This window comes from Butyricicoccus sp. AM32-19 (assembly GCF_003480365.1).
Lineage (GTDB): Bacteria > Bacillota > Clostridia > Oscillospirales > Butyricicoccaceae > Agathobaculum > Agathobaculum butyriciproducens.
This window is the reverse complement of sequence record NZ_QUIX01000001.1, coordinates 39,760-53,682: the sequence shown is the minus strand read 5'-3', so window position 1 is coordinate 53,682 and position 13,923 is coordinate 39,760. Positions and strand designations below refer to the sequence as shown.

Below are 13,923 nucleotides of genomic sequence, written 5' to 3'. Positions count from 1 at the left end.
TTGGTATTTTCTCCAAAATCACTGAGTTGCAATTGACTTATCCGCCAAAAAGTTCTATTATTTTTTATATGTTTTTACAAGAAAGGGAGGGGACTTTTTTGAGTCGTTTATCCATTGAAACGCCGGGCAAGGCTGAGACCGTCATTGCCGGCTTGTACCGCGATATCGAGCGGCGCATCAGCGCCAGTCCTCCGGGTCTGTGTCCGGTGGATATGTCGCTGTCGTTCCTGCGTCTGTGCCATGCACAGACCTGCGGCAAATGTGTTCCGTGCCGCATCGGTCTGGGACAGCTGACCACTCTGCTCGAGCAGGTGCTGGACTCCACCGCAACACCGGAGACCATTGACCTGATCGAGAAAACCGCCCGTGTCATTCAGGATACGGCGGACTGCGCCATCGGCTATGAGGCTGCCCGCATGGTTCTGCAGGGCGTGCAGGGCTTCCGCGATGACTACCTCTCCCATGTGGAGAGCGGCCGCTGTCTGTTCGGCTGGGATCATCCGGTACCGTGTGTAGCACTGTGCCCTGCCGGTGTGGATATTCCGGGCTACATTGCACTCGTGCGTGCCGGCCGCTACAACGACGCTGTGCGCCTGATCCGCAAGGACAACCCCTTCCCGACCGTATGCGGCTATGTCTGCGAGCACCCGTGCGAGGCACACTGCCGCCGCAGTATGGTGGACGATGCGGTCAACATCTGCGGCATCAAGCGTTTCGCGTGCGACCACGCAGACAACACCACGCCGCCGGATTCCGCACCCTCGACCGGCAAGCGCATCGGCATCATCGGCGGCGGACCGGGTGGTCTGTCAGCGGCGTATTTCCTGTCGCTGATGGGTCATCAGGTCGTAGTCTATGACCAGCGTCCCAAGCTCGGCGGCATGCTGCGCTACGGCATTCCGGATTATCGTCTGCCGCAGGACAAGCTGGATGCGGATATCGACTTCATCCTGTCCACCGGCATTGAGGTGCACACCGGCGTTTCCATCGGCCGCGATATTTCGTTCGCTGAGATTGAGAACCAGTACGACGCGGTTTACATCTCCATCGGTGCGCATAACGACAAGAAGATCGGCATTCCCGGCGAGGACGCAGTCGGCGTACACTCCGCGGTGCAGCTGCTCCGCGACATCGGCGAGGGCCGCGTGCCGGACTTCAAGGGCAAGCGCGTCTGCGTCATCGGCGGCGGCAACGTGTCGATGGATGCAACCCGAACCGCTATCCGTCTCGGTGCCTCCGCAGTAACGTGCGTCTACCGCCGACGTGTGACCGATATGACCGCGCTCGCTGAGGAGATCGAGGAAGCACAGAGCGAAGGCTGCCAGATTCTCTCGCTGCAGGCACCTGATCACATCGAAACCGATGAAACGGGCCGCGTTACCGCTCTGTGGACACGTCCGCAGGTCATCGGCTCCTACGGCAAGGACGGTCGTCCGCGTCCCTACGATGCCGATCAGCCGCTGCTCCGCACGCCGTGCGATGTCGTTATCGTAGCCATCGGCCAGTCCATCGACGCAAAGCCGTTCGAGCAGATCGCTCCGGTCGTACGCGGCAAGATTCAGGCTGAATCCGACGCATTTGTGCCGAACACCCCGCATGTATTCGCGGGCGGCGATGCCGTTACCGGTCCGGCGACCGTTATCCGCGCGGTAGCCGCCGGCAAGGTGGCTGCAGCCAACATTGACGCGCACCTCGGCTTCCGTCACGTTATCAAGAGCGATGTTGAGATTCCGGCACCGCATCTGACCAATATGCCGGCCTGTGGCCGCATCGAGCTGCGCAGCAGACCCGCCGAGGAGTGCGTCGGCAACTTTGATCTGGTAAAGTGCGGCATGACCGAGCAGGAGGTTCATCAGGAGACCTCCCGCTGCCTGCGCTGTGATCACTTCGGCTACGGTATTTTCAAGGGAGGGCGTTCTTCTAAATGGTAAATCTGACGATCAATTCTATCCCGGTGACTGTACCGGAAGGCACCACCATTCTGGATGCCGCCGCCTCTGTCGATATCGAAATCCCCAGCCTGTGCTACTTAAAAGAGCTGAACGAAATCTCCGCCTGCCGCGTCTGCTGTGTCGAGGTAGAGGGCGAGGGCAAGCTGGTTCCCTCGTGCAACAACGTCGTGCGTGAAGGCATGGTCATCCGCACCAATTCTCCGCGTGCACTCGAGGCGCGCCGTGTCAATATGGAGCTTATCCTCTCGCAGCACGACAACAAGTGCGCGACCTGTATCCGCTCGGGCACCTGCCAGCTGCAGAAGATTGCAAACGATATGGGCATTCTGGGTGTTTCCTACCCCACCGACCTCGCACGCGGCAAAAAGGCAGACTGGACGACCACGTTCCCGCTCTACCGCGATGTAAATAAGTGCATCAAGTGCATGCGCTGCATTCAGGTATGCGACAAGGTGCAGTCGCTGTCCGTCTGGGATATCAGCGGCTCTGGTGCGCGCACCACCATTGATGTTTCGGAAAACCGCGTGATCAAGCAGGCGGACTGCTCGCTGTGCGGTCAGTGCATTACGCACTGCCCGACCGGCGCTCTGCGCGAGCGCGATGACACGCAGAAGGCGTATGCTGCGCTCGGTGATCCGGACCGCGTGACCATTGTGCAGATTGCTCCGGCTGTGCGCGCTGCATGGGGCGAAGCCTTCGGCATGCCGACCGGCAAGGCAACCGTCGGTCAGCTGGTGTCCGTTCTGCGCAAATTAGGCGCGGATTATGTGTTCGACACCACGTTTTCCGCCGATCTGACCATCATGGAGGAAGGCACCGAGCTGCTCCAGCGCCTGCAGGCGGGTGATCTGGACAACCAGCCGATGTTTACCTCGTGCTGCCCGGGCTGGGTGCGCTTTTTGAAGTCGCAGTTTCCGGAAATGACCGGCCGCCTGTCCACCGCCAAGTCGCCGCAGCAGATGTTCGGCGCGGTCGGCAAGACCTGGCTGGCGCACAATCTCGGCGTAGACGCGGACAAAATTTACAGCATCTCCATCATGCCGTGCATCGCAAAAAAGGCCGAGCGTGAGCTGCCGAGCATGGATTCAGCCGGTCACGGCAGCGATGTCGATCTGGTCATCACCACCCGAGAGCTGGCGCGCATGGCGCGTGCCGAGCACCTCGATGTGGAAAACATCGCGGAATCCGCGTTTGATTCTCCGCTGGGTGACGGCACCGGCGCAGGCGTTATTTTCGGCGCGACCGGCGGCGTCATGGAGGCTGCGCTGCGTTCGGCGTACTTCCTCACCACCGGCGAAAATCCGTCGCCGGATGCGTTCCGCGAGGTACGTGACGACGGCACGATCTCTCCGCTGCCGTGGCGCGAAGCGACGTTCGAGCTGGCAGGCCGGACTGTGCGCTGCGCGGTAGCGAGCGGACTGGGCAACGCGCGTCAGCTTCTGCGCTCGCTGCAGCGCCGTGAGGTACACTATGAGTTTGTGGAGATCATGGCATGCCCGGGCGGCTGTGCCGGCGGCGGCGGTCAGCCGGTGGACGGCACCGACCGCGAAAAGGCCGCCGACCGCGGCAAGGTTCTGTTCCGACTCGATCAGAATGCACCGCTGCGTTTTTCGCATGAAAATCCGGCGGTTCAGGCGCTGTACCGCGAGTATCTGGATGAGCCGTGCTCGCACAGAGCGGAGGAGCTGCTGCATTGCGACCATTTCGCATGGCAGATGAACGCTGCCCGCTGAGGGCACAAGAGGATAACAACCTACGGTTTTTACCCTCTTGTGAATCTCCCATTTCCCTTATTTCTTAATCCGGTGCAGATCAGAGACCGGTGACCGCTCCGAAAAAGGGGAACGGCAGAGGATTTTTCGTATACTTCGGACGGACCGACAGGTCCGTCCTTTCTTTTACCTATAAGCAGTTCAGAAAGTTTACTGCTACACAGGCGGGTTAGTCTACGCAGTGTGCGGCACAAGGTGATTGAACCACCGGTGTAGCAACAAGGAATCCGGCACTGCGTAGAGGTAACGAAATGGGAGCACACTGTGCTCCCCTACAGCAGAAAAGATCCTCTGCCGTTCCCCTTTTTCGCAACAGTCGCCGCTCTCCGATTTTCGCCAGACTATCTAACAAGGGAAAGGCAGGAGTTCAAAGAGGAAGGGAAACCGCGGGTGTCCCTTCCTTTTTGTCCCCGCGGCGAGCGCCGCACTCTCCCGCACTCCGCAGAGCGCAACTCTTTCGTTGAGATTCAGTGAAAAACTCCCCGCCCATTAGGGACAAACACGCCTACTCAGTTCGTGTCCCCCATCTATTCGGTGCAAAAAGAGACAGAAAAACGGCACAGCCAACGCTGTGCCGTTTCGCTTATTTACTCGATATTCTGTGCGCAGATAATGGAAATTTCCGACCCCTTATTACTGTTTTCCGGCTGAATATTCTTCTGCAGCAGATCTGCGAGCAGGCGCAGCGGCTGGCTGCCCTGCCGGAACATATCCTGTGTGATGGTCAGATCAAGCGAGCCGTCGAGCAGCATTTGCTTGCGGCGCAACGACATATCATGTGCGATCACACGCACCTGCTGATCCATACCTGCAGCTTTGAGCGCGTCCACGCAGCCGGTAACGCTGCGGTTTGCCATATAGATGGCCGCCGGCGGATTGTCCGACTGCAGCGCCGCCGTGACTCGGTTATAGGTCAAACGGTAGTCGTTATAGGTCTCCTCAATCTCGATCTGCGAGGAAGAGAAGCCCTTTTTCTTAAGATGCTCGCAGAAGCCGTCTAAACGGGTTCGGTGGCCGTCGTACTCCAGATTGCCCGCCATCGCCAGCACACGCGCGTTTTTCGGCACGCACTTGCTGAGCAGCTCGGCGGCGATACGGCCGCTTTGTGCGTAATTTTGACCCACAAAGCACAAACGGCGGCTGTTCGGCAGATCCGAGTTGAACGTGATGCACGGAATGCCCTGTTCGGCCAATTCTCCGATGCGTGCTTCGATCGAAATATCATTTAATGCACACAGTGCGATGCCCTGCGCGCCCCAGCTTACCAGCTCGTCCAGCAGCTCGATGGTCTCGCGCGGAATATCTGTATCACAAGTGCACACACGCACCTCGACATCGCGCTTTTCCAGCTCAGAACGCGCAGCCTGAATGCCTCTCGGGACGTCCTCGTGGAACGGGCCGCTCCAGTTTGGCAAAAGCACACCCAAACGCACAGGTTTGAGCGGCAGCTTTGCCTCTGCGGCCTGCCGATGCGCCTCCTTCGGAGAAAGATAACCAGTCTCCTGAATGGCATTCAGCACGCGCGCACGCACATCCGCGCGCACATACGAACGATTATTTAATACACGGTCTACCGTGCCGCGGGAGACGCCCGCAAGCTCGGCAACCGTTTGAATGGTTGGTCTTTTGTTCATAATCCTTCACCTTTTCGCAATTGCTCTTTATACTATCCTGCATCTCTCTGCGATGTTTCTTTTCTCTGTGCTTATTATACCATATTTCTGTGCTTTGTGAAGACACAATCTGTGCTTTCCCTCTTTCCGTGCATTCGCACACACAATTTTCGGTACGAATTTTCCGATATATCCGGTGTTTTATGCTCTATTTTTTCATTTTTCCAAAACCATGTGCGATATTCTGTGTTTTTCACAGAATGTGTGCTTTGTGCGACATATACAATTGCACACACCAAACCTTGTGACCACCCTCGCTTTCCACATATTTGTTTTGTATTTCTCAGTTTATACGCATTTACACGCATTTTATCCATTTATTTTGACGTTATTTCCATTTTAACGATTTTCACACAGGCAAATTGCCTGTTGACATTCCCGTACCCGCTCGCTATAATAAGCACATAAACAGCACAGAGCACACAAACGCACAGTGCTGAAAGAGAGACACGAGAAGAAAAACGAGAAAAGAAAGGGAGACTCACTATGAAAAAGAGACTGTTAGCAGCCCTGCTCACCAGCGCCCTCGCACTCAGCCTGACCGCTTGCGGCGGCAGCACCGATTCTTCTGCAGCAAACGACGGCGGCGACACCGCCTCCACCCATGACGGCCCGTACAAGATCAGCATGGTGCTCAAGACCAACGCTGCCGAGTTCTGGAACATCGTTCAGGCAGGCGCAGAGGCTTATGAGGATGAGCATCCGGATCAGGTCAGCCTGGACATCAAGGGTCCTCCGGCTGAGACCTACTACGAGGAGCAGCTCAACACCATCCAGACCGACCTTGCGGTTGAGTCCTACGATGGCTACCTGATCGCTCCGCTGCAGTCCGAGGCTGTTGCAACCGCTATCGCAAACACCGACAAGCCGGTCGTAGCATACGATACCCGCATTGATTCCGACAAGTGCCTCGCATTCGTCGGCACCGGCAACAAGGAAGCAGCCAAGGAGGGCGGCAAAGCCGCTGTTGAAGCTGCAAAGGCAGCTGGCTGGACCGATATCAAGTGCATCGAGATCGCAGGCGTTCAGGGTGACGCAACCAACACCGCCCGCATGGAAGGCTACCGCGAAGGCGTAAACGAAGCCGGCGGCGAGTTCCTTGATAACGAAACCCAGTACGCTAACGCAACCGCTGACCTCGCTGTAACCGCGATGGAAGGCATCATGAGCAAGTATCCGGAAGGCGTTGCCATTATCTGCTCCAACAACGACGATATGGCGCTGGCAGCTGCCCGTACCGCAAAGGACAATCCGAACTACGCAAAAACCATCTTCCTCGGCTTTGACGGCCAGAAGTCCGCAGTAGAAGCCGTTCTGAACGGCGAGCTGACCATGACCGCTGCACAGAACAACTTCGACATCGGCTACAAGGCAGTTGAGACCATCGTGAAGATCCTGAACGGCGAGGAGTACGGCGACGTAGACACCGGCACCGAGATCATCACCAAGGACAACGCACAGGCTCGTCTGGACAACTTCGCAAACTGGCTGAAATAATTCCTTGAAATGCACGCATTTCAAGGAGATGGGAAACACCGCGGCTTTGCCGCGGATGATTCCCGGGCGAAAATCAGCGCGTCGCACAGCGGCACACCGATTTTCTTACTTGTAAAAAAACGCAGATACATGCTCCGCGTTTTTTTGTGAAGGCAACGCCTTCACGATTTAATACCGCCTGCGGCGGAAATTATGTATGGAAACGCGCTCCAACGCTTCATACAAACCTCTCTTTTTATTCCAAATGTTCATTTAAGGAGGAACACCCATGAAAGTAGGTATTATCGGTGCGGGTCGTATCGGTAAGGTACACGCAAAGAACATTTCCATGTTCGTACCGGAGATGGAGATCAAGACCATCGCTGACCCGTTTATGAATGAGCAGACCGAGGCATTTGCCAAGTCCTGCGGCATTCCGAACACCACCAAGGACGCAAATGACATTCTGAACGATCCCGAGATCGAGGCAGTTCTCATCTGCTCCTCTACCGACACCCATTCCAAGTACATCATCGAGGCTGCTCACGCAGGCAAGAACATCTTCTGCGAGAAGCCGATCGATTATGATCTGGAGAAGGTTCACGCTGCCATCAACGCAGCCAAGGAAGCCGGCGTAAAGCTGCAGATCGGTTTCTGCCGCCGCTTCGACCACAACCACCGCGCAGTTTACGACATGGTTCGTGACGGCAAGGTCGGCAAGGTCAACATCATCAAGATCTCCTCCCGCGATCCGGAGCCGCCTCCGGTATCCTATGTTAAGGTTTCCGGCGGTATCTTCTACGATATGATGATCCACGACTTCGATATGGCCCGCTTCCTCGCAGGCAGCGAAGTTACCGAGGTAAATGCAGTTGGTTCCGTTCTGGTCGATCCGGGCATCGGTGAGGCCGGCGACGTTGATACCGCGCTCGTTACCCTCAAGTTCGCAAACGGCGCGATCGGCGTGATCGACAACAGCCGCAAGGCAGTTTACGGTTACGACCAGCGCGTTGAGGTATTCGGCTCCGAAGGCTGTGCCGAGGACCAGAACGACACCCCGAACACCGCTGTTCTGTCCACCGCAGACGGCGCTGTACACGGCGTAGCCTACAAGGTAATGTGGGACCGCTACACCGGCGCATTCGTTGCAGAAATGCAGGCATTCGCAGATGCCGTTATCAACGACAAGGAGACTCCGGTTACCGGCGAGGACGGTCTGTATCCGGTACTGATGGCAGCTGCTGCTACCAAGTCTCTGCATGAGGGCCGTCCGGTCAAGATCTCCGAGATCGAGGCTTGATCACAACTTAATTTTCACACCACGCACACAGTCTAAGCAATGTGCTAAAACCGTTGGTGCGCTATGCACCAACGGTTTTTCTATGCAAATTTGAGGGAGTTAGAACAGAGAAAATGTTATTCACTTGCGTAACCTTCGCCGACGGCTGCTTTCTGGCAGGCCGCGATCTGCCGGGTGTCGTTATCGCCGGCTCGCTGCTGGCGTTGTTTGCCGCGCCGCACTACCTGAAAAGCGGCATCACCACCATCCCGCAGCTGCTCGGTGAGCGCTATGACAGACCCACTAAGCTGTGGTTCTCCATCGCATACATCATTCTGTACCTGTTCGTGCAGATTCCGGTAATCCTGTACTCTGGTTCGCTGGTGTTTGAAAACATTTTCAACCTGTCCGGAATCCTTGGCATTACCAAGTTCCAGTCCATCGTTATCCTGTGTATCCTTATCACTATCATCGGCTCGATTTACGCTATCTTCGGCGGTCTGAAGGCTGTTGCAGTATCGGACACCATCAACGGCGTGGGCCTGCTGATCGGCGGTCTGATGATCCCGTTTCTGGCACTCAACGTGCTCGGTCATGCCTCCGGCAGTGAAAGCAGCGTTGCCATCATGGACGGCGTGCGCTACCTGATCCACAACCACGCCGATATGCTCAACTCCATCGCACCCGCGCAGAGCGAAGCACCGGCGGTTCCGTGGCCGACCGTATTCCTCGGTCTGGTATTCCTCGGCTTCCAGTCCTGGTGCACGCATCAGTCGTTCATCCAGCGCGTGCTGGCTGCCGAAAACCTCAAGGAAGCACAGAAGGGTGCGCTCTACTGTGCATTCCTCAAGATTCTCGGCTTTATGTTTCTCGCGCTGCCGGGCGTTATCGCTTACGCGATCTTCAACATCGAGGGCACGCAGGTATCCATGATGGATGATGCCTACCCGGCACTCATCACCCGCGTTGTACCGCAGCCGGTCATGGGCTTCTTCGCCGCTGTTATGTTCGGCGCGATCCTGTCCTCGTTCAACTCGGTTCTCAACTCGGTCAACACCATGTTCACCATGGATATCTACAAGGAATTTATCAACAAGAACGCAAGCGAGAGCAAGCTGGTTTCGGTCGGCAAGAACATCGGCATCGTGTTCGCCATCTTCTCCGTGATCGTCGGTCCGATGGTTTACTTCTTCCCTGCCGGACTCAAGACCTTCCTCGATTCGTTCGTTATGCTGGTCGGTCTGCCGGTTCTGTCCGGCGTATTCGGCGGCTTCTTCTTCAACTGCCTGCCGAAGTACAGCGCGCGCTTCATCATGGTGTTCCACATTATCTGCTACGGCGGCTTCATGCTGCTGTCCCCGAGCTACTCGCTGTTCGGCGGCAATGAGGGCAGCATCCACTACCTGTACGCCGTATCTATCCTGTGGCCGCTCGAGATGCTCATCATGTACCTCATGCACCGCCGCAACAAGAGCAAGGGCGCTGAGGTTTGGGTGCAGCAGGATGTCGGCGCGGTAGACCTGACCCCGTGGAAGTACAGCAAGCTGGTCAGCGTGATCGTTATCGTGTGCGTGCTGCTGGTTTATCTGGCATTCTCTCCGCTCGGCATCGGAGCATAATTTTTGGAAAACAGCGTTGCCTATCCGCTGCGCTTGATGTATCATCAATTTAAAAGAGTAAGACAACCGAAACAAGAAAATTTGGAGGTAATTTATTATGGCACTGAGAAAATGCGCTTGCATTGATACCCTTTACACCGAGCTGGACTGGCTCGACCGTTTCCAGGCTGCAAAGAACGACGGCTTTGAGGCCGTAGAGTTCTGGGACTGGCGTATCCGCGATCTGGATGCGACCCGCGAGGCTGCTGAGAAGGCCGGCATTGCCATTTCCGGCTTCAACGGCGATGCGGACTACTCGCTCGTAGACCCGACCCACAAGCAGAAGTATCTGGACTACCTGAAGGAGTCCATCGCGGCGGCTAAGAAGGTTGGCGCAGCCAGCGTTACCATCCACTCCAACGCACTGGGTGATGGCGGCATTGTAGTAAACCACTACGATAACCTTTCCCACACCGTAAAGCTGTGCTCGATGTACGACACGCTGCTCGCCTGCGCTGAGCTGGCCGAGAAAGAAGAGATCAACCTCAACCTCGAGGCGCTGAACATCACCACCGACCACGTCGGCAACTTCCTCGCTACCACCCAGATGGGCGCTGAAATCGTTCGTCTGATCGGCTCTCCGCGTCTGAAGCTGCTGTATGATGTATACCATATGCAGATCAACGAGGGCTGCATCTGCGATACCATCTCCAACTACGGCGACACCTTCGGCCACATTCACGTTGCTGATGCTCCGGGCCGTCATGAGCCGGGCACCGGTGAGATCAACTATAAGAAGGTTATCCGTCACCTCGAGGAATGCGGCTACACCGGCCGTGTCGGCTATGAGCTGTTCCCGCTGACCGATACCGCAGCTGCCGTTAAGGCCATCATGGAAAACGCTTAAACTTCTCCTTTCTCTAACGTCCCTGCACCGTTTCGATGGTGCAGGGATATTTTTTGTGCTGTAATGCGTGCAGACCCTTATGGATTCCGATTCCAGAAAGGCGATCAGGCATCATGCATCCGTTTTCCGGTGCACACGAGTTGCACCAGAGAACAGATGCATAAATCAAACTTTCCGCAATAACAGAAAAGCACAAAGGACGAATGTCCTTTGTGCTTTTTACGCTTTAGAGGAACCCCAGCAAATGCTGCATTGCAATGCTGACGCACGCAATAGCGACCCAGCAGCAGAAGCCCATGAAAATCGGCTTGCCGCCGGTCTTGACCAGCTTTACGATATTGGTATTCATGCCGATAGCCGCCATCGCCATGACGATAAAGAACTTGGACAGCGTCTTGAGCGGCGTAAACACGCCTGCCGGTACGCCGACCGTGGTGCACACCGTGGTGATGATGGACGCGAGCACGAAGTACAGGATAAACATCGGGAACGCGCGCTTGAGCGAGAAGGCTTCGCCGCCCCTGCTCTGCTCGGTCTTGGCCTTGTGGGTGCGCCACAGCGCCAGTACGAGCGTGATCGGGATGATCGCCAGCGTGCGCGTCAGCTTGACGATGGTGGCGATTTCCAGCGTATTGCTGCCGTGAATGCCGTCCCACGCGGAAGCGGCTGCCGTTACGGACGAGGTATCGTTGACCGCCGTGCCCGCAAACAGGCCGAAACCGTGGTCGGTCATGCCAAGCATGCCGCCGAGCGTCGGGAAGGTCAGCGCCGCGATGACGTTGAACAGAAAAATGACCGAAATCGCCTGCGCGATCTCCTCATCGTCCGCACCGATGACCGGAGCGGTTGCCGCGATTGCCGAGCCGCCGCAGATGGACGAGCCGACACCGACCAGCGTCGAGATATTGGACGGCACCTTCATTGCCTTGCACAGCACGAACGACACGATCAGCGAGGTACCGATCGTCGAAACGATGATGGGCAGCGACTGTGCGCCGACCTTGGCAATCTCGGACAGGTTAAGACCGAAGCCGAGCAGGATAACCGCGTACTGCAGCACCTTTTTCGAGGTAAAGCCGATACCCGGCTGCACCTTGGTCTTGTCCTTCCAGAACAGCGTGAGCACCATGCCGATCAGGATGGAGAACACCGGCCCGCCGACCACCGGCACCGCCTGTCCCAGCAGCCACGCCGGAATCGCAATGCACAGGCATAGCAGCAGTCCGGCGCCGTTTTTCTTGATAAAATCCATTGTTTTACCCCCTTATTAAACCGAATATTAGTATACACTATTTCTGCCAGTCAGTTCAATACTCAGTTCGTGCAGAGGGCAAAAGAAATCAGCCTGCAGGCTCTTTGCAGGCTGATTGGGACTGTTTAGAACTGATACGGCGGATTTCCGGAGAAATCAGCGATGCTGCCGTGTGCATTCTCGAGATAGAACACCTCGAAGATCGGGTTGGTCGCCTCGCCGTACTGGCTCTTGACGATCGGATTTGCGATGCACATCTCCTTGGCAGCCATGTTGTTCTCGAAAACAGCCTTGCCGTGCAGGCGAATCCATGCGTACTCCGGGCTGGAAACCGAGATTTCGATCTCCGGATTTGCCTGCATATCCTTGTAAACGTCCTTAGTGTTGTTCGTGCAGAACCACAGCTTGCCGTCCATCTCACCCGAAAACATGAACGGGCGGCACTTTGCCTTGCCGTCACGGCCTACGGTTGCCAGATACTGTACCGGATTCGCCTGCAGAAATTCTACGACCTTGCTCATGATAAATACCTCCATGAAAATTTTATTTTCTTTTTCTATATTGGGATTGCTTTTCCCTTTCGGTGATTCTATAATAAAGCCGTAGTGACAATCTGTAAAGTAAGCACAATATTGTGGTGTAGTTACCCAAAAGATACTATTGGCGCAAATCGCGTTAACAAGGAGGTTTTTCTCATGGAACTGACCGAATCGACTGCAAAACAAAAACTGCCCGCCTGCCCTGTCGAGACCACGCTGACGCTCATCAGCGATAAATGGAAGGTGCTCATCCTGCGTGACCTGACGAACGGCACCATGCGTTTCGGCGAACTGAAAAAGTCCATCGGGCACGTCACGCAAAAGGTTCTGACCGCACAGCTGCGCCAGATGGAGGCCAGCGGTCTGCTGACGCGCAAGGTCTACGCCGAGGTGCCGCCGCGCGTGGAATACACGCTGACCGAACTCGGGTACAGCCTGAAACCCGTGATGGACGCCCTGTGGAAATGGGGAGAAAATTATCAGGCACAGTGCCGTTAATCCGGCTTTCTATCCGTAAAAACAACTTTCAGGAGGAAAATCATGCCTCATATTTTAATGATCGCCACCGGCGGCACGATTGCGTGCTGCGAGACCGAACGCGGTCTTTCCCCTGCTCTGGACGGCACCGCGCTGCTCGGCGCACTGCCTGAACTGTCTGCGCTGTGCACAGTCGAAACGCTCGATCTCATGCAGCTGGACTCGACCGACGTGACCGCCGCCGACCGTCAGCGCATGGCACAGGCGGTCTGGCAAAACCGCGAGAAATTCGACGGCTTTGTACTCACGCACGGCACGGATACGCTCGCATACACCGCCGCGCTGCTCACCCACCTGCTGCCGCATTTCGATAAGCCGCTCGTGCTGACCGGCTCCATGCTGCCAATGGGCGTGCCGGACTCGGATGCGCCGCGCAATCTGCTGGATGCGTTCCGCACTGCGGCAGACGGACGCGCAGGCGTGTACGCCGTAATGAACGGTCAGATTTTGCACGGCAGCCACGTTTTCAAGCAGCATTCGACCGAGATTGACGCATTTCTCTCGGCAAATGCCGCACCGGCCGGTGAAATCTGCGGCGGCAAAGTGCGCTGGAGCAAACCCGCGTCCACACCTTCCGGCGCGCCGCAGCTTATCGAGCAGATCGACACTCACATTTTGCCCGTGCGCCTGACACCTGATCTTGATCCGTCATTCTTCTCCGTGCTGCTCGGCTACCCCAAGGTCGTACTCGAAGCCTTCGGTGCAGGCGGCGTACCCGCCCGTTTGGAAGCCGCCGTGCGTGATCTGATCCAAAGCGGCACGCGCGTGTATATCACCACGCAGTGCCCGGAAGGCGGCGTACACCTGCACAAATACGAGGTTGGACGCCGTGCCGAAGCACTCAGTGCGATTTCTCTCGGCAGCCGTACCTTCGAGGACGCGCTCGGCGCACTCATGTGCGGTGAATTGTAAGATGTTCTGCCCGCAGCGTACAATTT

At 56.4% G+C, this 13,923-nt stretch carries 11 protein-coding genes; 8 read left to right on the top strand and 3 right to left on the bottom strand.

Features of this window, described 5'->3' with window-relative positions; all coding sequences use genetic code 11:
* Positions 1 to 98: 98 nt before the first annotated feature.
* Both DW806_RS00210 and DW806_RS00205 read left to right on the top strand, forming a co-directional pair.
* A complete protein-coding gene (locus DW806_RS00210; RefSeq protein WP_118728740.1) occupies positions 99 to 1,931 on the top strand; it encodes an NAD(P)-binding protein in 1,833 nt (610 codons plus the stop codon).
* Positions 1,925 to 3,685, top strand: a complete 1,761-nt coding sequence (locus tag DW806_RS00205) for a [FeFe] hydrogenase, group A (protein WP_118728739.1) — start codon at positions 1,925 to 1,927, stop codon at positions 3,683 to 3,685. Before DW806_RS00210 ends, DW806_RS00205 begins: the two co-directional genes overlap by 7 nt.
* Positions 3,686 to 4,311: 626 nt before the next feature.
* Here DW806_RS00205 and DW806_RS00200 read toward each other — a convergent pair.
* The gene (locus DW806_RS00200) at positions 4,312 to 5,358 is read right to left on the bottom strand and encodes a LacI family DNA-binding transcriptional regulator (protein ID WP_118477941.1); all 1,047 of its coding nucleotides are present in this window, start codon (positions 5,356 to 5,358) and stop codon (positions 4,312 to 4,314) included.
* A gap of 525 nt (positions 5,359 to 5,883) precedes the next feature.
* Here DW806_RS00200 and DW806_RS00195 point away from each other — a divergent pair.
* The 4 genes from DW806_RS00195 to DW806_RS00180 all read left to right on the top strand — a co-directional run bounded on the left by DW806_RS00195 (position 5,884) and on the right by DW806_RS00180 (position 10,657).
* Positions 5,884 to 6,894 (top strand): sugar ABC transporter substrate-binding protein, encoded by a 1,011-nt coding sequence (locus tag DW806_RS00195; RefSeq protein WP_118728738.1) that lies wholly within the window; start codon positions 5,884 to 5,886, stop codon positions 6,892 to 6,894.
* A gap of 268 nt (positions 6,895 to 7,162) precedes the next feature.
* Positions 7,163 to 8,173, top strand: a complete 1,011-nt coding sequence (gene iolG / locus DW806_RS00190) for an inositol 2-dehydrogenase (protein ID WP_118360080.1) — start codon at positions 7,163 to 7,165, stop codon at positions 8,171 to 8,173.
* 113 nt (positions 8,174 to 8,286) lie between these two features.
* The gene (locus tag DW806_RS00185; RefSeq protein WP_118728737.1) at positions 8,287 to 9,771 is read left to right on the top strand and encodes a solute:sodium symporter family transporter; all 1,485 of its coding nucleotides are present in this window, start codon (positions 8,287 to 8,289) and stop codon (positions 9,769 to 9,771) included.
* A gap of 97 nt (positions 9,772 to 9,868) precedes the next feature.
* Positions 9,869 to 10,657 carry a TIM barrel protein gene (locus DW806_RS00180; RefSeq protein WP_118645790.1) on the top strand — a complete coding sequence of 263 codons (789 nt, stop codon included), beginning with the start codon at positions 9,869 to 9,871 and terminating at the stop codon, positions 10,655 to 10,657.
* A 226-nt stretch (positions 10,658 to 10,883) separates the two neighbouring features.
* On the opposite strand, the gene DW806_RS00175 is transcribed toward DW806_RS00180, so the two are convergent.
* Both DW806_RS00175 and DW806_RS00170 read right to left on the bottom strand, forming a co-directional pair.
* Entirely contained in the window at positions 10,884 to 11,909 is a 1,026-nt protein-coding gene (locus tag DW806_RS00175; protein WP_118728736.1) for a YeiH family protein, read from the bottom strand.
* Between the two features lie 125 nt (positions 11,910 to 12,034).
* The gene (locus DW806_RS00170) at positions 12,035 to 12,430 is read right to left on the bottom strand and encodes a pyridoxamine 5'-phosphate oxidase family protein (protein ID WP_118728735.1); all 396 of its coding nucleotides are present in this window, start codon (positions 12,428 to 12,430) and stop codon (positions 12,035 to 12,037) included.
* Positions 12,431 to 12,604: 174 nt separating this feature from the next.
* On the opposite strand from DW806_RS00170, the gene DW806_RS00165 reads away from it, so the two are divergent.
* Both DW806_RS00165 and DW806_RS00160 read left to right on the top strand, forming a co-directional pair.
* Positions 12,605 to 12,946, top strand: coding sequence for a winged helix-turn-helix transcriptional regulator (locus DW806_RS00165; protein WP_118728734.1), 342 nt, complete (start codon positions 12,605 to 12,607; stop codon positions 12,944 to 12,946).
* A gap of 42 nt (positions 12,947 to 12,988) precedes the next feature.
* Positions 12,989 to 13,897 carry an asparaginase gene (locus DW806_RS00160; protein ID WP_118728733.1) on the top strand — a complete coding sequence of 303 codons (909 nt, stop codon included), beginning with the start codon at positions 12,989 to 12,991 and terminating at the stop codon, positions 13,895 to 13,897.
* Positions 13,898 to 13,923 lie beyond the last annotated feature (26 nt).